A 21176-nucleotide genomic window follows, 5' to 3' on the forward strand; every position below is an offset into this window, starting at 1 on the left:
GAACAATGTGTCATGTCACAACTGACAGTTAACACCTAAAATACGTAATAAATGGAGAAAGAGGCGCAAACGTTTTGGCGAAAAATTCAATTCGGGTTCGGTACGCACCGAGTCCTACCGGTCATTTGCACATTGGTAATGCCCGGACAGCGATTTTTAATTACTTATTTGCCCGGCACAACAAGGGTAAGTTCATCATCAGAATCGAAGATACCGATACGAAGCGGAACATCGCGGATGGTGAAAGAAGCCAACTTGAAAACCTGAAGTGGTTGGGTTTGGATTGGGATGAAGGTCCCGATGTTGGTGGCGACTACGGTCCCTACCGGCAATCCGAACGGCGCGATATTTACACGCCACTGATCCAACAGCTGCTGGATGAAGGCAAGGCTTACGAATCTTACCGGACGGAAGAAGAATTACAAGCCGACCGTGAGGCTCAAAAGGCCAACAACGAAATGCCCCATTACGAATACGAATACGCCGGGATGTCAGACGAAGAACGGCAAGCCGCCATTGATGCCGCTAAGGCCAAGGGCTTGAAGCCGGTCATCCGGTTCCGGGTGCCTAAGGATAAGGTCTACGCCTGGGATGATATGGTTAAGGGCAACGTGTCCTTTAACTCCGATACCATCGGTGGGGACTTTGTCATTGCCAAGCGCGATGGCATGCCAACCTACAACTTTGCCGTGGTCGTGGACGACCACAAGATGGCCATCAGCCACGTCTTCCGTGGGGATGACCACGTGGCCAACACCCCTAAGCAATTGATGATCTACGAAGCCTTTGGCTGGGAAGCGCCTAAGTTCGGCCACATGAGCCTGATCATCAGCAAGGATACGGGGAAGAAGTTGTCCAAGCGTGACGAATCCGTTCTCCAATTCATCGAACAATACCGGGACCTGGGTTACTTGCCAGAAGCCATGTTCAACTTCATTCTGTTGTTGGGCTGGTCTCCAGTGGGTGAAGATGAAATCTTTACGCGCAAGCAATTCATCAAGATGTATGATGAAACGCGGCTGAGCAAGTCCCCAGCCACCTTTGATGGCGATAAGCTGGAATGGATCAACAACCGTTACGTCAAGGATGCCGATGACAGTACGATCATGGACCTAGCCTTGAAGCAACTGATTAAGGCGGGCAACATCCCTGCCAACCCAGATACCAGCACCATCGAATGGTCTCGTCAATTGATCAACCTGTACAAGCGGCAAATGAGCTACATGGCGCAGATCAACGACATGGCTTCCGTCTTCTTTGAAGAACCGGAACAAGTGACGGGCGATGCCTTGGAAGAAATCAGCAATGATACGGCGCCAGTCGTCTTGAAGGCCTTTGCCGAAGAGATTGAAAAGCTGGACCTGTTCGATTCCGTTGAAATCTTCCACGTCATCAAGCGCGTGCAAGCCAAGACGGGCATCAAGGGTCGTCAATTATGGATGCCAATCCGAATTGCCGTCACCCACGAGATGCACGGACCAGAATTACCTGAATCAATTGAATTGGTCGGTCGTAAGACTGCCTTACAACACATTCACCAAACCTTAGCACAACTCGAAGGCTAATGATTTGGTAAAGAAGCCGGATGAGGGACGTTTCGCCGCTCATTCGGCTTTTTGTGAACCGCTTAGATATGCTACAATGGAGCTAACGCATTCGGTGCTGGGTAACCGAGAAACAGTCGGCTTTACGGGCAATTGCGGGGATTAGAGCGTCCACCCAGCCACCCACTTGCCGGAACGAAGAAATTCTAAATAAGTTACGCGAAAGGAGTCTCGCGATGCTCAAAGTATTTAATACCATGACCCGTCAAAAAGAAACGTTCGAACCAATCACGCCAGGGGTCGTTAACATGTATGTCTGTGGGCCGACCGTCTACAACTACATTCACATTGGGAACGCGCGAAGTGCCATTGCCTTTGATACGATTCGCCGGTACTTCGAATACCGCGGCTACCAGGTGAAGTACATTTCGAACTTTACTGATGTTGATGATAAGATGATTAAGCAAGCTAAAAAATTAGGCATTACCGTTCCCGAACTAGGGGATCGGTTTATCAAGGCCTTCAAGGAGGACACGGCGGCCTTAAACATCGAACCCGCCACCGCCAACCCTCGGGCCACGGAACACATTCCGGAAATCATTTCGTTTGTCGAGGACTTAATCGACAAGGGCTACGCCTATCCGGTGGACGGGGATGTCTACTACCGGGCCCACAAGTTCGCCCATTATGGGGAACTCTCCCATCAGAACTTGGATGAACTCGAAGAAGGTGCGTCCCAACACACCAACGATGAGGAGACCGCGCGTAAGGAAGATCCCGTGGACTTCGCGCTGTGGAAGGGTGCCAAGCCGGGAGAAATTTCCTGGCCATCGCCGTGGGGTGCCGGACGGCCGGGCTGGCACATCGAATGCTCGGTCATGTCGACGCATTACCTGGGTGATACCTTTGATATTCACGGCGGGGGCGAGGACCTAACCTTCCCGCACCATGAAAATGAAATTGCGCAGAGTGAGGCCAAGACGGGCAAGACCTTCGTTCATTACTGGTTACACAACGGCTTCGTCACTGTGGGCGATGAGAATGAAAAAATGAGTAAGTCACTGGGCAACTTCGTGACGGTGCATGACCTTTTGAAGACGGTTGATCCCCAGACGTTGCGGTTCTTCATGGCCACCACGCAGTACCGGCGGCCGATTCAGTACAGCCAGCGCAACCTTGATACGGCGGCCCGGAACCTGGAACGTCTCCAGACGGCGTACAACAACATGGGTTACCGCCTAAAGGATGCCGAGGACGGGAATGATCCCAAGGTGGAACAGGAAACCCGTCAGATCATTGCCGACTACAACGACGCCATGGACGACGACTTTAACGTGCAGAACGGGGTAGCCGAAGTCCACGACCTGGCTCGTTTGGGGAACGTTTACGCTGAACGGCCGGTGGTCTTCAGCGGAACGTTGACCTTTATTCGCCAGACGCTAGCGGACCTGCTGAGCGTCTTCGGCGTTAAACTGGCCGAGGCGGCCACGCTGGACGATGACCGGATTCAGGCGTTGATCGACGAACGGTTGGCGGCCCGGAAGAACCGGAACTTTGAGCGTAGCGATGAGATTCGTGAACAATTGAAGAACCAAGGAATTATCTTGGAAGACACGCCCCAAGGGACGCGTTGGAGAAAGGGAAATTAATGACTGAACACACAGAACAAGTCGATTTTCGACAATTAAACGGGGTCGCACTGGCCTACATGGGCGATGCCGCCTACGAAGTAATCATTCGACAACACCTGATTGCGGAGGGCTTGGCCAAGCCGAACCATCTGCAAAAGAAGGCCACCCATTACGTCTCAGCCAAGGCCCAGGCCGCGCTGATCGACCTGATGGAACAAGACGACCTGCTAAGTGAAGAGGAATGGACGATGTTCAAGCGCGGGCGGAACGCCAAGAGCTACACGCACGCGAAGAACACGGACGTCGTGACCTACCGGATTTCCACCGGGTTCGAGGCACTGATGGGCTACTTGGCCCTCAGTGGTCACCAGGACCGGGTCAACGAGTTGGGCAAGTGGTGCATTGAACAAGTAGAAGCGGGGCGGACTGAAAAATGAGACCAGAACAAGACAACGAGGTTGCAAATGATTTTGTGATTGGCCGGCATCCAGCCGTAGCGGCTTTACGCAGCCAGCAGACGATTAACAAGGTCTTTCTCCAGAGTGGATTGAAGGCCGAGGCCATCGACGAGATTCGTCAATTGGCCAAGAAGCGCCACCTGGTGATTTCCGAGGTGCCTAAGCAGAAGCTGGACCAGCTGACGGACCACCAAAACCACCAAGGCGTGGCGTTGGGCGTGGCGGCATTTGAATACGCCAGCATCGATGATTTATTCGCCAAGGCAGAAGCCGCCAGAGAAGCGCCGTTCTTCCTGATTCTAGACGGCGTCGAAGATCCCCACAACTTGGGGTCCATTCTGCGGACGGCCGATGCCAGTGGCGTTCACGGGATTATTATTCCCAAACGCCGGGCCGTGGGGTTGACCTCCACGGTGGCCAAGACGTCGACCGGGGCCATTGAGACCGTGCCGGTTGCCCGGGTCACGAATCTGGTCAATACGGTTCACGACCTGAAGGACCGCGGCATGTGGATCTTTGGGACCGACATGACCGGGACCGACTACCGGGACTGGAACGCCAAGGGCGCCGTGGGGCTGATCATCGGGAACGAAGGCAAGGGGATTTCTCGCTTGCTGAAGGAAACCGTGGACGAAATGCTCACGATTCCCATGGTCGGTTCCGTCCAGAGCCTGAACGCCAGCGTAGCGGCCGGACTCTTGATGTACCAAGGCTTTAGTTCACGGCACCCGGTCCAACATTGAACGAAGGGATGAGCGTGGGAAGATGAAAGAAGATATTCTGATTGTCGACGCCTATAACATGATCGGCAACTGGCCCAAGCTCAACCGGCTCAAGCTCAATGATCGGTTACCGGAGGCCAGAGACCTCTTGCTGAATATGTTGGCTAATTATAAGAAGTTACGGGATACGTCCATCACGGTGGTCTTTGACGCGATGTACGTGCCCGGCATTTCCAAGAGTTACAAGCAGTTCGACCTGGAGGTGGTCTGGACGAACCGCGACGAGACGGCCGATAGCTATATCGAACGAATCGCCAAGGAACGCCAGACGCGCTTCACCCAGGTAACGGTGGCCACCAGCGACCAGGCGGAGCAGTGGACCATCTTCTCCGAAGGGGCCCTGCGGATTCCGGCGGGTGAGCTGCTTCGCGATATCGAAAGGGCACAGAACGAAGTGAAACAGACGGCCCGTGAGTTTGCGGATAAGGGATTAGTCCGCAAGTCGCCGTGGAACGACCAACAACTCTTCAAGCTGGAGAAGCTGCGCGACCAGATGATGGCGCAGCCCAATCGGCGGAAGAACAAGGATGACTGATTCGGCGTTAAGGGTATTGCGTCGGGTAACGGTTTAAGCGGAACCGGCCGCCCTTTGACCAACGTTTCGACCATTTGAATTTAACGCGTAACCGGGGTTTAGGAGAGAGTTCCTAAGCCCTTTTTGCTTGCGGTGGGCGAGGGAGTAGTGGAGATGACTTGGGCGTTTACAGTGTTCATAGGGGGGACAGTCTGGGTCAGGGGACAGAGAACTTATAAGACTTGGTGATCGTGCGTACTGAAATTTGGTGATTGAGGGACTAAGCCAATCGAGTTGGTCAAGACTCACCGTAGCCGGGAGTGAAGCCCCAGATGAGCTCAGCCGTGGGATTCCCTTAGCGGCTGGCTTTGGCCGGTTAGGGAATGGCGACTTGGAAACGCCGGGTCTTGGCGGTTCCAAGCGAGGCCTGAGACCGTTCCTCAAGCTCAGGGCGTCCTGCCCACCGCGATCCAGCTCATCTGGGGCGAACGGCAAGGCGGCCAGTCCCATCCATACCGCCCCCAAAGCGCTAACTTCCCACCAACTTTTTTGAAATTTAAACGTCCGTTCGCTCGGCCCCCAACGGTGGATGGCGTAAACTGAAAGGACAACAAAGGAGGGGTCCCCTTGACAGATTTGACCGATGCACAACTGATTACCATGATTCGTGAGTCGCTGGATTCACCAGCCCTGCTCGTCTTGTTTGAACGCTATCGTCCGGTGCTTTACAAGCTCCAACACCACTACTTCATTCCTGGCTACGACAACGATGACTGGAATCAGGAGGCGCTGCTGGTCTTCTGTCGGGTCGTGGGACGCTTCGATTGCAATCGCCGGCGGAGCTTCGGGAGCTTTTACCGGCAGGCACTGCGCTATCGCATCTTCGATCTGATTCGGCGGACGCAAACGCAGAAACGCTTGGCCGGGCAACTCGCGATTTCGTTGGAGGCCAACCGAACCTTCGTGATTGAAACGGTGCCCGACCGGCGCTGGTTATTAAAAGAAACTTTAGAAGTTCAGGAGGCCGTGGCCACACTGCCCACCCGGCTGTCGGCAGTCGAACACGTCGTCTTTGGCGACCTGCTGCAGGGGTGTTCATTACAGACGATTAGTCACGGTCGCCAGCTGACCCTACAACAGGTCACCGGCGCGGCTTACCGAAGTCGCCGCAAGCTACGCGAACTCATGGCGGAGTGATTGACGGCTAGCCCAGACAATGGTAAACTACACCAGTATGAGTTGAACATGATTTGATCAAAGGTGGTGGCAAGATGGCTCAAAGGAAAATTGCTCTGGCCTGTTCAGTATGCGGGTCGCGAAATTACACCATCACAGCAAGTGCAACCCGCACCAAGCGACTAGAGGTTATGAAGTTTTGTAAGCATTGCGGTAAGCACACATTACACCGTGAAACCCGTTAATTTGACTGATCGTAACGACTAACACACTACAATTTAGGAGGCAACACCATGCGTTTATTCCGTTTCTTCAAGGCGGTCGGACAGGAAATGAAGCAAGTTTCTTGGCCTGGTCCTAAGCAAACGCGGCACGATACTGGCACCGTCATTGGTATTTCAATTCTCTTCGCAATCTTCTTTGCGGTCGTTGACTGGGTCGTTCAGTACGGCTTAAAGTTCATCGCCTAGGTGAATTGTCAGTGGTCAAACCCGGCTAAATATGGTATATTAAGAGTCAACAGGAACTTCGTGCATTGCGGAGTTTTTTTATTTTGGACGAAAAAGTCAATTATTAAAAGGAGTGCAACACATGGTTGAGTCAGCTGAAAAGCAATGGTACGTGCTTCACACGTACGCCGGTTACGAAAACAAGGTTATGGCAAACTTGGAATCCCGGGCCGAATCAATGGGGATGCAGGACAACATCTTCCGGGTCGTTGTTCCCGAAGAAGAGGAACACGAAGTCAAGAATGGTAAGGACAAGGTTACCATGGAAAAGACCTTCCCAGGCTACGTCTTGGTTGAAATGGTCATGAGTGACCAAGCGTGGTACATTGTCCGGAACACGCCGGGTGTCACCGGGTTCTTGGGTTCCCATGGGCAAGGGAGTAAGCCAACGCCACTCCTGCCTGACGAAGTTGAACGGATCTTGCGGCGCGTGGGAATCTCTGCCCGGCACGCTGACCTGGATGTGGCCCCTGGTGATTCCGTAACCATCGTGGACGGCGCCTTCAGTGGCTTGGTCGGTAAGATTACCGAAGTCGACAATGAAAAGATGAAGTTGAAGGTTAACATCGACATGTTCGGCCGGGAAACCAGTACGGAACTGAACTTCGACCAAGTCGACCCGATCCTGAAGTAGGCGGCTGGATTAACGCCAGTTTCACCAATGTTTTCAGAAAAGAACTTGTTGCAGTTAGTAAAGTGTGGTATGATTCTCAGGTATGCGTGACGCATATTTTTCAAAGTGGGAGGGGCAAACTAACAGCCCCACTTACCACACACGGACTCAAGGAGGTATTGTCTCGTGGCTAAAAAAGTAGCTAATGTCGTTAAATTACAAATTCCTGCGGGTAAAGCAACCCCAGCTCCCCCAGTTGGACCAGCTTTAGGTCAAGCAGGTATCAACATCATGGGCTTCACTAAGGAATTCAACGCTCGTACCGCTGACCAAGCTGGTATGATCATTCCTGTTGTGATCAGTGTCTATGAAGATCGTTCCTTTGATTTCATCACCAAGACCCCTCCAGCAGCTGTACTGTTGAAGAAGGCTGCTGGTGTTGAAAGTGGTTCCGGCGAACCTAACACGAAGAAGGTTGCTACTGTAACCAAGGATCAAGTTAAGCAAATCGCTGAAACTAAAATGCAAGATCTAAACGCAGCTGACGTTGAAGCAGCTATGCGCATGATTGAAGGTACTGCCCGGAGCATGGGCTTCACGGTCGAAGGTTAAGCTCAGTTTTCGGATAGTCGGACACTTCACGAAAATGAAATGTGTCAAGTGGGAGGTTTATCCGTTACAACCACATTTGCAAGGAGGAATACACAAAAATGGCTCACAAACGAGGTAAAAAGTATCAAGACGCTGCCAAAATGGTCGAGGCTGATAAGGTCTACACGATGGGCGACGCCGTTGATTTAGTTAAGAAGATGGATTTCGCTAAGTTCGATGCAACTGTAGAAGTTGCTTTCAAGCTTAACGTTGATACGAAGCAAGCGGACCAACAACTCCGTGGCGCATTGGTATTACCAAATGGTACTGGTAAGGAAACCACGGTAATCGTATTTGCTAAGGGTGATCAAGCTAAGGCTGCTGAAGCAGCTGGTGCCGACGTTGTTGGTGAACAAGACTTAGTAGAACGCATCCAAGACGGCTGGTTAGACTTTGACGTTGCCATCGCAACGCCAGACATGATGGCCCAAGTTGGGCGTTTAGGTCGGGTCTTAGGTCCTAAGGGCTTAATGCCTAACCCTAAGACGGGTACGGTGACGATGAACGTCGAAAAGGCCGTTTCCGATGCTAAGAACGGGCAAGTTACTTACCGGACTGACCGGGATGGTAACGTTGCTGTTCCATTTGGTAAGGTTTCCTTTGATGCTGACAAGCTTGCCGGCAACTTGAAGACCATTGCTGAAACGATTGTTCGCATTCGTCCAGCCGCTGTACGTGGTACTTACGTACAACACGTTTCAATTTCTTCAACGTTCGGCCCTAGTGTCGACGTTGACTTGGCTTCCTTATTAGCCTAAGTTAAAACGTGAATTAAAAAAATCCCTAGCAGTGCATTGACAGTGATGTCAAAGTATTGTATGCTATTGAAGTTGTATTTAATAGATCTACCTAAGACTCAGGTGGCCGAATGGTCTTAATTTCCTGCCGAGGCAGAAGTTTACTTAAACTTTTGACTCCTTATGTCTTGGTGGCATAGGGATTTTTTTATCCCACCAAACTACTCCGGGAGGTGAACAATTTGAGTGAACAAGCTATTGCCGTTAAAGCAAAAAAAGTTGATGAGGTTGTTGAAAAATTCAACAACGCCGTTAGTGCCATCGTCGTTGACTACCGTGGTTTAACTGTTGAAGAAGCAACTGACTTACGGAAGCAATTACGTGATGCTGGCGTTCAGATGAGCGTCATCAAGAACAAGATTTTGGTCCGGGCAGCTGAAAAGGCTGGCTACGAAGGTTTAAACGAACTCTTCGCTGGCCCTACTGCTGTGGCTTTCTCTGACGAGGATGCCATTGCCCCAGCTAAGGTTTTGAAGAAATTTGCAGATAGCGTTGATGCCCTTGAAATCAAGGGTGGTTTCATCGAAGACAAGATCGTCTCCGTTGACGAAATCAACACTTACGCAAGCTTGCCTAGTCGTGAAGACTTGCTTTCTATGCTGGCTAATGTCTTACAAGCACCAGTACGGAACGTGGCCTACGCTGTTAAGGCGATTGCTGAAAAGGGTGACGAAGGCGACGCAGCCTAAGTCCCTGCTTCAGGTTGAAACATAAAAAAATAAAACCCAATTATTGGAGGAAAATAACATGGCTTTTGATAAAGATGCTATCATCGCTTCTCTTAAAGAAGCATCCATTACTGACCTTAACGACTTAGTTAAGGGTATCGAAGACGAATTCGGCGTTTCTGCTGCTGCCCCAGTTGCTGCAGCCGGTGCTGCTGGTGGCGACGCTGCTGCCAAGGATTCATTCGACGTTGAATTAACTGAATCTGGTGACGCCAAGGTTAAGGCTATCAAGGCTGTCCGTGAAATCACTGGTTTAGGTTTGAAGGACGCTAAGGGTCTTGTTGACAACGTACCATCTGTCATCAAGGAAGGTCTTTCAGAAGACGAAGCCAACGAAATCAAGGAAAAGCTTGAAGCCGTTGGTGGTGTGGTTACGCTTAAGTAGTCACCTTCAACTTAACAAAACGAATCGCTGCCCGCGGGTGGCGATTTTTTTGTACGAAAATTTACGGAAAAACAGGGGGTGTCCCGTATTCAGCGAACGACAAGGCGGCCAATCCCAGCTACGAAACGAGGAACGACTAACCTTATCTCTAATCGGCGTATGATGACCCCTGATTCTAGGCGATTTCGGTCCTGTACCGGTTAGCTGGCAGCTAAATAAGTTGAAGCAACGCGCCGTCACTTTTAAACCTATTAAGATAGTCTTAACTTTAAATGGTATAATTGGGTTTGCCTCACAAGTTGTGGGGGTACATATTCTTCGGGGAAAAGGGGATACAGTTATGCATAAAGTGATGCGCCAAGTCTGGTTCTGGGGCGGCTTTCTCCTGGGCCTGTACGTGCTCTTGGTTATTTCTAGCGTGCCGATGCTCGGGGTGATTCGGTGGTCAGGGGTCCACGGGATTGCCAACAACGTGGGGATTCGTGTCTTGAGTACGCTGGTACTGGTGGTCATCAGTGCCTTAGTGGTCTGGTGGATTTATCGCTACCGAACGGATCTGTGGCTGCGGCAGGTGATGACCCGCCAGCACGTCTGGTGGTCTCTCGGGGCCGCGGCATTAGGGGCGATTGGCTTATTCATCGTCGCCGCAACGCTGGGAATTTCCGACGGTCAGGATTTACCACCGCTATTGCCGGGCGCTTTGGTCCAGCTGGTGGTCGGCGCGTTCATGATTTTTGTCTTCTCGCTACTCTCCGTGTGGGTGTTGCAGGGGATGCTACAGGAACGGCTTAACCGGTTGCCGGACTTTCCCAAATGGGCGGCCGTGCTGTTGCCCGTCATCTGCGAGGTACTGGTCGCGTGGGGCACCCTCAGCGATAACCTCTCTTCGTTGGTGGTGAGCGTAGTCGTTGCCGGCCTGTATCAGGCCACGCGCGACTGGCAGTGTTCATGGCTCGCCATGGCGATTTTAACGGCCGTCAGTCTGGTGCTACCAGCATTAGGATTAAGTTAACCATTCAGGCACAATCGGTTCAGTCGGTTGTGTTTTTTTGATGGAGATCACGTATACGAAAAAAGTATGAGATGTTGTGCTAACTGACTGAAATCCAGATTTAACGCAATATCGGGCTCACTTACTTACTTTTAGTTATCAAATGATTGACCAGTTTTTATTGTATTTAGTTAACACCCATGGTAGGCTTAGCTTCGTCAATAACCCATTAGGAGGAAGCAATCATGACTGTAAAAATTGGCGTTATTCTTGGTAGCACGCGGACCCACTCGCTGGGGGAAAAGCTCTTTAAGTATCTGCAACGGGCCATGCCCACGACTGGGGTAGACTTCACCTGGATTGACTTGAAAGATTATCCGTTACCCCTGTACGACCACGCGGAGACCCCCCTGTCGGAACCGATTCAGAACCTGGCAGCGGTGGAAAAGCGGTGGCTGGACGTCCTCGACCAGCAGGATGGCTACGTCATTTTAAGCCCCGAATACGATCACGCCATCCCCGGTAGCCTGAAGAATGCCTTGGACTTCGTGGGACCGGAGACGGACCACAAGCCCGTCCAGATCGTCACGTACTCCAAGTACAGCGACGGTGGGATGTTGGCGGCGGCCTCGTTCGTCGAGATTTTACAAATGTTGAAGATGATGGTGCTCCCCACGCCGGTCCTCCTGTGGAACGCCGAACCGAATTTTACGGCCGACGGGGACCTGGTTGCAACGGCGCCGAACAGCGACCACTTCGCGGAACGACTCGCGGCGGCCTTTAACGAGCTGGTCCACTATGCCAGCTTGATGAAGGATCATCCCTTTAAAAGGTAAGTCAAATGGAGCTGACGCTGGATGGCGCCAGCTTTTTTTCGTCGGCCCGCATCCCTTGCGAAAGCGTGAAGATTGCCGCACAGGGATAGGCAAGTTGGCCGGTTTAGCGTAAACTAAGGCGTAATTAGGCGTGGCGCTTCGGCGATGCGGGGGCTAGTCGCCAAAAATTAGGGGAGATGCGTTCATGAACGAAATGATTTTAGTCGTGGAGGACGATGCGGCACTGTTGGCGTCGGTTACCATGGACCTGCAATTCGAGGGCTACACGGTGCTCAATGCCCAGGATGGCCGGCAGGCGCTGGAGATTTACGAAAATAATCGCGGTCAATTGGACCTGATCATCTTGGATTGGATGTTGCCGGAACTGGACGGGCTCGGCGTGTTGCGGCGGATTCGGCGCAGTGACGACCTGCCCGTCATCATGATGACGGCCCGCGACTACGTCAGTGACAAGGTCACCGGCCTGGACATGGGGGCCGACGACTACATCACCAAGCCGTTTGATCTTGAGGAATTGTTGGCCCGTATCCGGGTCATCTTACGCCATCGGCAACCGGCCAAGCCCGCGACCGAGCAATTTCAGGTGGGCCATCTGGTGGTGGACACCCGTAGTCGGCAGGTCAAGAATGCCGGTGAATTGATCCAACTGACCCAGCGGGAATATGACCTCTTGCTCTGCCTGATTAAGAATGCCGGGCAAACCCTGTCGCGTGACGAACTCCTCGATCGGGTGTGGGGCGTGGACTTCGAGGGCCAACCCAACATCGTCGACGTTTACGTCCGGTACTTACGGCACAAATTAAACGCGGCGCACGTGGCCGACTTAATTCACACGGTTCGGGGGGTCGGCTACCTCCTTTCCGCGGAAGTCGTGGGGTGAGCGTATGACTAAATCGCAAACCACGGCTCGTGAGATTCGCACGCGGTTCATCGGCATGCTGGTCCTGGCCACCCTCGTGATGGGGACGGCGATCATCGGCGTGGTCGGCTACCAGCAGGTGCGACAGACGCAGAACTCAGCCACGCGTCTGATGACCGGTCTGAAACATTCCGTCATCGACAGCCGACCGGACTGGCACTGGTGGCGCCGCTACAGTTCGATTAATACCATCGATACCTACGTGCGGGTGACCAATCACGGCGAGACTACCAAGCACTACTATTCACCGTTTACGCGAGAATTCTTGACTGAAGATCGTCATCGGATTCTCGGGACTCAGGCCCTGAACTATACGCCGGATTTCGGTTTTACCTACTACCGGCAGGCTAACTACCACGGCAATCATTTGGAAATCTGGTTGAATCTCACGCCAATCTTGACCACGCTGATCTCGGTCGTGCTGGTGGTCCTGGCCGTCATGGGGGCCACGATTCTGTTGGGCAGTGCCTACGTGCGGGTCATGGCCCGCAAGATTACCCAGCCCCTGGCCAGCCTAAATACGGCCGCTCGGGTGCAGACGCGCCAGCACGAAAAGAAAGTGGCGCTCCCCGTGCCGGCACAACCGGTCGAGGTTCGTGAGCTCGCCATCAGCTTTAATGAGTTGCTTCAGACCGTCAACGATCACGCGGTACAGGAGCAGCAGTTTACGGCCAATGCCGCCCACGAGTTGCGGACGCCGATTGCGGCGATTCTGACCCACGTTCAGCTGTTGAAACGCCGGGCCGCGGACCATCCGGAGATCGTCCCGCAATCGATCGACTATATCGGCGAGGAGTCCGGGCGGATGAAGCGGCTGGTCGACAGCCTCCTGACCCTCTCGCGGGCGGACCGGGCCGTCTTGCACCTGGCCCCGACCGATTTACACGCGGTGGCCCAGACCGTGGTGACCAGGGAGACCGCGCTGATTACGCAGTCGCTGACCTTGCAAGGCGAGTCGCCGGTGTCGGCACTGGTGGCCGGAGAAAGTGTCGAGCAGGTGCTGACGGCGCTGATTGATAACGCCGCCAAATATTCGCCGGCAACGGCGCCCATTACCGTGTGGGTTCAATCGACCGCTGCCGGTCAACAGATTGTGGTGGCCGACCAAGGCGTGGGGATTAGCGATGTCCAGAAGGCCCACGTTTTCGAGCGTTTCTATCGCGTGGACCCGGCTCGTAATCCCGAAATAGCTGGGACGGGGCTGGGGCTAGCCATCGTCTCCCAGCTGGTGCGCGCCAACCACGGGACGATTACGATCGCCGATAACCAGCCGCGGGGCAGTCAATTCATCTTAAATTTCCCCCAATCTGAGAAATTCTCAGAATAATTTCTTTTTTAAGCTATTTTTATGAGAGCGCCGTTCGACTATGATAGAGACATTCAGTTGCCCGTAGTCGCGCGGCCTTTTAATTGGGAATTAAGATGGCCGTACCATTTGGGGATTAACGGTGACGTACGGTGACTGATGGGGTGGCGGACAGCCGCGAGACGCCGGTCTGGGATGGCCGGTTAGCCGTGAGCAACCCGGGGGACCACTCCTTGGGGATTGAGAGAAGAGTAGTTGAACACCGACCGTTGGGGGAACGCCTCACGGTCGGTCAACTGACGGCACCGTTTTGAAAGGAGTCAGTGGTCAGAGGCGTAAGGGAATTTAAAGCAAACTATGAGATTTTTGGGGAGTTAGGCCGTGCGTGGGGGCGCCGGCCTTTTTTGGTAAGTTCGCTAACCTAACACGCCGTTGACCCTCTGCCTTGATTGTGTTTCGTCCGGGCCATTGCGATAATGAAGAACTACGGGGGGATTAACTATGGGGAAAAGACTATGGCGCACCATTCAAAAACACATGACGCTCATCAAGGGACTGTTCATGTTTTCCGTGCTCCTCTTCATCATTCATGAAGTCGGCCGGGTCGCCCACGAAATCAGCGGCCAACAGGTACGTTCGGTACTGGGGTCATTGAGCTGGGGGACGCTGGGCCTGTTACTGGTGGGGGGCTTTATCGCGGTCTTACCCATGTTGATTTATGATTTTACCATTGTTGAATTCTTACCGGGCCAATTTTCAGCGGGCTACATTATTCGCAGTGGGTGGGTCACCAACACCTTCACCAATCTCATGGGGATGGGCGGCCTGTTAGGGGCCAGCCTGCGGGCGAATTTTTACTCGCAATCGGCCACCAAGAAGCAGGTGGTCTACGCCATCTCCAAGATCGCTCTGTTCCTGTTGGCCGGGCTCTCACTATCCTGCTGGGTCGCGTTAGTTCTACTCTTCGGCCTGGATATCGGTCAACCCTACCAGGGCTACTGGATGTGGCTACTGGGTGGCGGGCTGTACTTCCCGGGATTGTTCGTCTTCACGCGGCTAAATGACAGCGCGTTCTTCAAGGACCTGACCTGGGCGCGCGAATTGCGGCTGATCTTAGGGTCCACCTTAGAGTGGGGCAGTTGCGCGCTGTTCTTCCTCCTAATTGGCTGGGCACTTCGCCTCCCGTTGAACCTGGCCGCGGTCTTTCCCATGTTCGTGGTGGCCTCGGTCGCCGGGGTGGTCTCCATGATTCCCGGGGGCTTGGGGAGCTTCGACGTCTTCATGATTCTGGGACTGGGGATGCTGGGCGTCAGCCGGGCCGATGCGGCGGGCTGGTTACTGCTGTATCGCCTGTTCTACTACTTCTTCCCGTTTGGCGTGGGCGTGGGGCTCTTCTTCCACGATGCCGGCCGACGCCTTAATCAATTCCTCAACGGCTTGCCGGTGGCGGCTCTGCGGCGGGGCGCTCACCTGTTCGTCACGACCTTTATGTACTTCTCCGGGGTCATGATGCTGCTGTACGCCACGATTCCCGACGTGGTCTTGACCAACCACCTGTACATTCGGTTGGTGCCGTATATGTTCTACTTTCTCGACCAGGTCTCCAACATCATCGTGGCCTTCCTGCTGATTGGGTTGGCCCGGGGCGTGGGAGCGCGAGTGAAACGGGTGTTCTGGCCCACGCTCATCGTGCTAGCCATCGCGATTGGTAATACGCTGTGGCGGGAAAACTTTCCCGGGGGGCTGGCCGTGCTTCTCGGCCTAGTCCTAGCCTGCCTGCTCTTCGCACGACCGGAGCTCTACCGCGAGGGCTTCCACTATTCCTGGGGGGGCCTGCTGGTCGATGGTAGCATCTACATCGGCACCTTCCTGCTGTATACCGTGCTGGGGCTGTCGATGTTTCAGGGCACGCACAAGGCGTGGTTTCCTCAGAATTGGCGGTTGCCGTCCACACAGGTCTGGCTCAACGGCCTGGGGGGATTGCTGGTGGCGCTGCTGATTCTAGTCGGCATCAACCGCTACCTCGCGCGCTCGCGGCAGGACTGGCTGCACCAGCCCTTCGATGCGACGCGGGTCCGGGCGTTGATTCGGCGGTTCGGCGGAAACGAGGTCAGTCACCTGGCGTTCCTGCGCGATAAGCAGTTGTACTTTTATCAAAAAGATGGCGCGGATCAGCTCCTGATTTTATTTCAGCAGCGCGCCGACAAGCTACTGGTGATGGGCGAGCCGATCGGCAATCAGGCGGAGCTGGTCCCCGCGCTCAAGCAGTTCATGACCGACGCCGATTTAGCCGGGTTGCGGCCGGTCTTCTATGAAATCAGCGAGGCGTTAACCCTGCGACTCCACGAGATGGGGTTTGATTTCATCAAGGTCGGCGAGGAAGGCCACGTGGATCTGACGACCTTTAGTCTGGCGGGCCGCGCGCACAAGGGCGAACGGGCGCTGGTTAATAAATTCCGTCGGGAAAACTACACCTGCGAGCTCCTTCAGCCGCCGTTGAGTGACCAAACGTTTGCCGAGTTACAGGCTATTTCGACCGCCTGGCTGGGGGAACAAACGGAGAAGGGCTTCTCACTAGGCTTCTTCGACCGGCAGTATCTGGACGAGGCGCCGGTCGCGGTGATGAAGACGGCGGCCGGGGAAATCGTGGCCTTCGCCAACCTGATGCCCACCGGTGACCGGCACATGACCTCGATTGATCTGATGCGGGAGAGTCCCAATGCCCCTTCCGGCATCATGGATGGGCTGTTCGTCTACCTCTTTGACTTGTGTCGCGACCAGGGTTACACGGCCTTCAACCTGGGGATGGCGCCGCTGGCCAACGTGGGCGTCTCCCACTTTAGTTTCATTGAGGAGCGGGCGGCCCACCTAATTTATCAGTACGGGTCCAGCGTGTACAGCTTCCAGGGCTTGCGGGCATACAAGGAAAAATACGTGACGACCTGGCAGCCCAAGTACCTGGCCTATCGGCGCCGGGCCTCGCTGATCTTCACGATGCTCCAGTTGATGATCGCGGTCAACCGGCCGACGACCAGTCCCAAGACGAGGTTGGTGCCGCGGTGGCTAGACCGCTGGCTGACCGACGAGATCACCTGGCAGAACCACCGGTGATTGGCGCGTTGACTCTGGCCGCCTTACCGTTTAGTTGGCAGAAACCAGTTGCCTGCGGCTGCCAGCAATTCCGCCTGCTGTGGGGACCGGTTCCAGCCAAAGGACGGGCTTCCACCTCGCTTGGAAGCCTTGCCTAAACCGCAAGTCTCCCAAGTCGTCCCACCCAGTAACCTGGCCAAGAACGCCAGCTAACTGGGTCGACACAGCTGGCTCCATTACTGGCCTCCTCCGGCGCATGGTTCGTCTGACTAATGACGGCCAAGACCCGTGACACCACCGCTGACGGTCGGATAATCAGCCACCAAGTCGATGACGACCACCATAGTAGCCGAGAGTGAAGCGAAATATGAGCTTAGCCGTGGGATTCCCTTAGCGGCGGGGCTTGCCAGTTAGGGAATGGCGACTTGGAAACGCCGACCCTTGGCGGTTTCAAGCGAGTGCCGAGACCGTTCCTCAGGCTCGGTGCGTCCTGCCCACCGCGATCCAGCTCATATTTTGCGAACGGAAGGTTTGTGTTGTGTGGCCAGTGATGTCGCCAGTTATACCGCCGGGACTCAAAGGCAAAATAAAAAGAACGGACCGTGTGCCCGTTCTCGAAAAGCCTAGTTGGTGTATTTGTAAGGAAGCTGGTGGTGGAAGGTTGCGAAGCCCTCGAAGATATCGTCGATCGAGGCCGCGTCGATGAAGAGGTCCATGTTCTCTTGCGGCGCAAACCCTTGGTCACAGCATTTCTGCATCATCGCCACGAGCTCATCGAAGTAGTGGTTGATGTTGAACAGCGCGATGGGCTTCTGGTGGACGTTGATCTGGCTCCACGACAGCATGGTGGTAAATTCCTCGAACGTGCCGAAGCCGCCGGGTAAGACGATGAAGGCGTCGGATTGCCGGAGCATCTCGTCTTTCCGTTCATCCATGGTGCTGGTCTCCAGCAGCGTGGTGACGTTGGTCTCGGCCAGTCCCATTTCACTTAGGAAGGTGGGAATAATGCCAATGACTTCACCACCGGCGTCCATGGTGGACTTGGCGATCGCACCCATCAGGCCTTCCTTACCGCCACCGTAGACCACGGGATGGTGGTTAGCGGCGAGGTATTGGCCCAGCGCGTTGGTTTGTTTAAGAAAGTCTGGATCGTAACCGTGGTTGGACCCGCAGAAGACGCAGACGTTTTTAATTTTTGGCATAAGAACTGACCCCCTGAATTTAGACAGCTACGTGGCGGAAAAGTCGCGTAACTTACCACTCATTATACCGCAAAATACGGGCGGTTCCGGTGGAAATTTCGCGGGGGATGGGGCGGTGAAGTGGGTCCAGTGCCGCCTTGGTGGAGAAACAACGAGGTGTGGGGGAGTATTGGAGAAAGGATGAGGAATCATGGCGATTGAGAAAGTGGTGATTGCTGGCGGGGGGACCATGGGCAGTCAGATTGCCTTTCAGACTGCGTTTAGTGGCCTAGACGTCACGGTTTACGATGTGAGTCCAGCGGCGAGTGCGGCGACCAAGCGGCGGGTAGCGACCTGGGATCAGACCTACATGCACGAACGCCAGGCCACACCGGCCGTGATTAAGACGACCAACGATCATCTGCGGTACGCCACGGATTTAGAGACGGCCGTGGAAGGTGCCGACCTGGTCATTGAGACTACGCCCAAGGTGGTGGCCGTTAAGAACGAATTTTACGCGTTATTAGCTAAGGTTGCCCCAAGCGAGACCATCTTTGCGACCAGTTCGTCAACGATGGTTCCCAGTCAATTTGCGGCGATTACGGGCCGGCCCGGAAAGTTTCTCGCGCTCCATTTTACCAATCACGTCTGGGCGAATCATTTGGCGGAAGTCATGGGGCATCCGGGCACCGATCCCGCGGTTTACCAGGAAGTCGTGGCCTTCGTCCGGCAGATTGGATTGGTCCCGATTCAGTTGCGGAAGGAACATCCCGCCTACATCTTAAATGCCATGCTGGATTCCTTCCTAAGCACGGCGTTGATGCTGTGGGTCGAGGGGGTCGCGGACTTTGAGACCATCGACCGGACCTGGATGATGGCGACCGGCGCGGTGCGGGGACCGTTTGCCGTCTTGGATGAGATTGGGCTGAAGACGGCGTATAAATTAATGCTGGCCGCGAGTGCCGAGCCGGGGCGCGAGGGCCTCGTGATGGTGGCGCACCAGATTAAAGTCGAGATGATTGACCAGCACCATCTAGGTCAGGAGACCGGGGCCGGTTTCTACCGGTATCCGGATCCGGCGTATCTGCAGGCGGGCTTCATCCAGGGAAATTAAAGCTGAGGAGTGGCTAATCCTCTGGGGGAGCCACTTTTTGTGCTATCCGAAGGGAAAAGACGAAAGTCGACTAAAACTAAGGTTATCAGCTAACTCATGACGGTAATTTTAGTCGTATACGGCTCCGTCGTGAAAGCGGACCGGGCCTGAGAGCGGTCTCGGCCTCGCTTTGAGCCGATAGCCCGCGTCTCAAAGACGCCAGTTCCCTAACCGGCTAAAGCTGCCGCTAAGGGAACTCCCACGGCTGAACCCATATTTGGCTCACTCACGGCTACGAGAGTGCTGACCAGCAACCAGCGGCTTAACTCGACGTAACAACTAGTTTGTCGATAAACGTCGGTGTTGCTGATAAACACCATCCCGCCGGAGATCGCTAGGGGTGGAGCCAGCTGTGTCGACGGTGTTAGCTGAGGGCCTTTCTCAGCTTACAGCGTGGGGCGACTTGGGAGACTTGCGGGTTTGGCAAGGCTTCCAAGCGAACCGGAAGCCCGTTTTCCAGGCTGGAGGCGTCCCCCATAGCAGGCGGAACCCCTGGCAGGCGCAGGCACCTGGTTTCACCAGTCTTAATGGACAGAACACCGTCGTTACGGAAATTAACGTGTTAATTCTACTTTTAACCTTCTGGTGACGATCCAATCAAATCGGGGGTGATTGGTCGCCTGGAGGAGTCGTTCATTTGGTTAACGAGTTTGCTAACCCCTCTGGAATCGTTGTTTTTCGGCGAGTGGTCACGGTATGATGGTCGTAGTCAGACGAAGGAGAAGCTTGATATTATGGGAAAACAACCTGCAATTGCCCTGGGAACTTGGGCCTGGGGGGATAACGCATCGAACAAGTATTTTGGAGATACCCTGTCGGCCGAGACGCTAAAGCCGGTGGTGACGGCGGGCATGTCTCGGGGCTTTAACCTCTGGGACACCGCCTACGCTTACGGCAAGGGGACGTCCGAACGCCTGGTGGGCGACCTACTCTCGGCTTATCCGCGGATGGATTATCAGCTGTCCACCAAGTTTACGCCCCGGATGGCCGGCAATGGCCCCCACGAGATGGCCGATATGTTGGCCGGCAGTCTGAAACGACTGCGGACGGATCACGTGGACCTTTACTGGATTCACAACCCGGATGACGTGGAGAAATGGACGCCGGAACTGATTCCGCTGGTCAAGAGCGGTCAGGTCAAACGCGTCGGGGTCTCCAACCACAACTTGGCCCAGATTAAACGAGCCAGCGAGATTTTGGGGACGGCGGGCATTCGGCTCTCGGCCGTTCAGAATCACTTTAGCCTGCTCTACCGGTCGTCCGAACGGGCCGGCATCATTGACTACTGCCATCAGCACCACATCGACTTCTTCGCCTACATGGTGCTGGAACAGGGGGCGCTGGCCGGCCACTACGACGTCGACCATCCCTTACCCGCGGGCAGTGAGCGCGCGAAGGTCTACAACGCCGTCTTGCCTCAGCTCACGCAACTAACGGCGGCCATGCGGGCCATCGGGGCCAAACAAAACGCCTCGGTCGCTGAGGTCGCTACGGCTTACGCACTGGCCAAGGGGACGACGCCCATCATCGGCGTGACCCAGGAAAAGTATATTGCCAGTACGCTACGGTCGGAAAAGGTTAAGCTCACGCCGGCAGAAATCACGCAGTTAGAGACGCTAGCGGCGGCCACCCACGTCGATACCAAGGGATTCTGGGAGGCGCCGATGGTCTAACGCATTGCCGGCACCTTGCCGGAAGTTCCGCCGGCTGTAGGGACTGCCTCCGGCCAAAGGGTGGGTATCCGATTCGCTTGGAAGCCGCAAACTATGCCGTAACCTGTCGTTTTTAGCCAGATTACGGTGTTATCACGGCCGGCGCTCTCCGGCAGGGTAGGTTTATCCCAAAATGTCGATAGTCCCGTCAGCGGTGGTGGATTGCGGCTTTGCGCGTATCAGCAAACGTTTTAAGCACG

The 21176-nt window shown here is 54.5% G+C and carries 22 protein-coding genes and 1 other annotated feature; of the genes, 21 read left to right on the plus strand and 1 reads right to left on the minus strand.

Going from position 1 to position 21176, the window contains the following annotated elements; genetic code table 11:
* The first annotated feature begins 74 nt into the window (after nucleotides 1-74).
* The 19 genes from gltX (at nucleotide 75) to mprF (ending at nucleotide 16951) form a co-directional block, all read left to right on the plus strand.
* Nucleotides 75-1565: a glutamate--tRNA ligase gene (gene gltX / locus V8I28_RS07075; protein ID WP_341779431.1), complete on the plus strand. Its 1491-nt coding sequence runs from the start codon at nucleotides 75-77 to the stop codon at nucleotides 1563-1565.
* Between the two features lie 215 nt (nucleotides 1566-1780).
* Nucleotides 1781-3193 (plus strand): cysteine--tRNA ligase, encoded by a 1413-nt coding sequence (gene cysS / locus V8I28_RS07080; RefSeq protein ID WP_341779432.1) that lies wholly within the window; start codon nucleotides 1781-1783, stop codon nucleotides 3191-3193.
* Complete coding sequence (locus V8I28_RS07085; protein WP_341779433.1) at nucleotides 3193-3612, plus strand: Mini-ribonuclease 3; 420 nt, start codon at nucleotides 3193-3195, stop codon at nucleotides 3610-3612. The genes cysS and V8I28_RS07085 overlap by 1 nt, the downstream gene beginning before the upstream one ends.
* Complete coding sequence (gene rlmB, locus V8I28_RS07090) at nucleotides 3609-4376, plus strand: 23S rRNA (guanosine(2251)-2'-O)-methyltransferase RlmB (protein WP_341779434.1); 768 nt, start codon at nucleotides 3609-3611, stop codon at nucleotides 4374-4376. Before V8I28_RS07085 ends, rlmB begins: the two co-directional genes overlap by 4 nt.
* Before the next feature lie 22 nt (nucleotides 4377-4398).
* Nucleotides 4399-4950 (plus strand): NYN domain-containing protein, encoded by a 552-nt coding sequence (locus V8I28_RS07095; protein ID WP_341779435.1) that lies wholly within the window; start codon nucleotides 4399-4401, stop codon nucleotides 4948-4950.
* A gap of 606 nt (nucleotides 4951-5556) precedes the next feature.
* The gene (locus V8I28_RS07100) at nucleotides 5557-6126 is read left to right on the plus strand and encodes an RNA polymerase sigma factor (protein ID WP_341779436.1); all 570 of its coding nucleotides are present in this window, start codon (nucleotides 5557-5559) and stop codon (nucleotides 6124-6126) included.
* A 74-nt stretch (nucleotides 6127-6200) separates the two neighbouring features.
* Entirely contained in the window at nucleotides 6201-6350 is a 150-nt protein-coding gene (gene rpmG / locus V8I28_RS07105; RefSeq protein ID WP_168900242.1) for a 50S ribosomal protein L33, read from the plus strand.
* A 48-nt stretch (nucleotides 6351-6398) separates the two neighbouring features.
* The gene (secE, locus tag V8I28_RS07110; RefSeq protein WP_168900241.1) at nucleotides 6399-6575 is read left to right on the plus strand and encodes a preprotein translocase subunit SecE; all 177 of its coding nucleotides are present in this window, start codon (nucleotides 6399-6401) and stop codon (nucleotides 6573-6575) included.
* 121 nt (nucleotides 6576-6696) lie between these two features.
* Nucleotides 6697-7248, plus strand: coding sequence for a transcription termination/antitermination protein NusG (gene nusG, locus V8I28_RS07115; protein ID WP_125575615.1), 552 nt, complete (start codon nucleotides 6697-6699; stop codon nucleotides 7246-7248).
* Nucleotides 7249-7413: 165 nt separating this feature from the next.
* Nucleotides 7414-7839, plus strand: coding sequence for a 50S ribosomal protein L11 (gene rplK, locus V8I28_RS07120; protein WP_057732912.1), 426 nt, complete (start codon nucleotides 7414-7416; stop codon nucleotides 7837-7839).
* A gap of 98 nt (nucleotides 7840-7937) precedes the next feature.
* Nucleotides 7938-8636 (plus strand): 50S ribosomal protein L1, encoded by a 699-nt coding sequence (rplA, locus tag V8I28_RS07125; RefSeq protein ID WP_057732914.1) that lies wholly within the window; start codon nucleotides 7938-7940, stop codon nucleotides 8634-8636.
* Between the two features lie 72 nt (nucleotides 8637-8708).
* Nucleotides 8709-8833: a sequence feature (ribosomal protein L10 leader region), on the plus strand.
* 24 nt (nucleotides 8834-8857) lie between these two features.
* On the plus strand, nucleotides 8858-9364 hold the full coding sequence (rplJ, locus tag V8I28_RS07130; RefSeq protein WP_341779438.1) for a 50S ribosomal protein L10: 507 nt from the start codon (nucleotides 8858-8860) through the stop codon (nucleotides 9362-9364).
* 58 nt (nucleotides 9365-9422) lie between these two features.
* The gene (gene rplL / locus V8I28_RS07135; protein WP_057732918.1) at nucleotides 9423-9788 is read left to right on the plus strand and encodes a 50S ribosomal protein L7/L12; all 366 of its coding nucleotides are present in this window, start codon (nucleotides 9423-9425) and stop codon (nucleotides 9786-9788) included.
* Between the two features lie 340 nt (nucleotides 9789-10128).
* The gene (locus V8I28_RS07140; RefSeq protein WP_341779439.1) at nucleotides 10129-10800 is read left to right on the plus strand and encodes a hypothetical protein; all 672 of its coding nucleotides are present in this window, start codon (nucleotides 10129-10131) and stop codon (nucleotides 10798-10800) included.
* Between the two features lie 224 nt (nucleotides 10801-11024).
* Nucleotides 11025-11615, plus strand: coding sequence for an NADPH-dependent FMN reductase (locus tag V8I28_RS07145; RefSeq protein WP_341779440.1), 591 nt, complete (start codon nucleotides 11025-11027; stop codon nucleotides 11613-11615).
* A gap of 184 nt (nucleotides 11616-11799) precedes the next feature.
* The gene (locus V8I28_RS07150) at nucleotides 11800-12495 is read left to right on the plus strand and encodes a response regulator transcription factor (protein WP_341779441.1); all 696 of its coding nucleotides are present in this window, start codon (nucleotides 11800-11802) and stop codon (nucleotides 12493-12495) included.
* A gap of 4 nt (nucleotides 12496-12499) precedes the next feature.
* Nucleotides 12500-13861: a sensor histidine kinase gene (locus tag V8I28_RS07155; RefSeq protein ID WP_341779442.1), complete on the plus strand. Its 1362-nt coding sequence runs from the start codon at nucleotides 12500-12502 to the stop codon at nucleotides 13859-13861.
* 131 nt (nucleotides 13862-13992) lie between these two features.
* Nucleotides 13993-14154 (plus strand): hypothetical protein, encoded by a 162-nt coding sequence (locus V8I28_RS07160; protein ID WP_341779443.1) that lies wholly within the window; start codon nucleotides 13993-13995, stop codon nucleotides 14152-14154.
* A gap of 187 nt (nucleotides 14155-14341) precedes the next feature.
* On the plus strand, nucleotides 14342-16951 hold the full coding sequence (mprF, locus tag V8I28_RS07165) for a bifunctional lysylphosphatidylglycerol flippase/synthetase MprF (protein WP_341779444.1): 2610 nt from the start codon (nucleotides 14342-14344) through the stop codon (nucleotides 16949-16951).
* A gap of 602 nt (nucleotides 16952-17553) precedes the next feature.
* Here the strand turns inward: mprF and V8I28_RS07170 are convergent.
* Complete coding sequence (locus V8I28_RS07170; protein WP_341779445.1) at nucleotides 17554-18132, minus strand: LOG family protein; 579 nt, start codon at nucleotides 18130-18132, stop codon at nucleotides 17554-17556.
* 190 nt (nucleotides 18133-18322) lie between these two features.
* Between V8I28_RS07170 and V8I28_RS07175 the strand changes: the two genes are divergently transcribed.
* Both V8I28_RS07175 and V8I28_RS07180 read left to right on the plus strand, forming a co-directional pair.
* Entirely contained in the window at nucleotides 18323-19225 is a 903-nt protein-coding gene (locus V8I28_RS07175) for a 3-hydroxyacyl-CoA dehydrogenase (RefSeq protein WP_341779446.1), read from the plus strand.
* A 773-nt stretch (nucleotides 19226-19998) separates the two neighbouring features.
* Nucleotides 19999-20937, plus strand: coding sequence for an aldo/keto reductase (locus tag V8I28_RS07180; RefSeq protein ID WP_341779447.1), 939 nt, complete (start codon nucleotides 19999-20001; stop codon nucleotides 20935-20937).
* The last annotated feature ends 239 nt before the right edge of the window (nucleotides 20938-21176 follow it).

The sequence above is a fragment of the Levilactobacillus sp. HBUAS70063 genome (assembly GCF_038374745.1).
Taxonomy (GTDB): domain Bacteria; phylum Bacillota; class Bacilli; order Lactobacillales; family Lactobacillaceae; genus Levilactobacillus.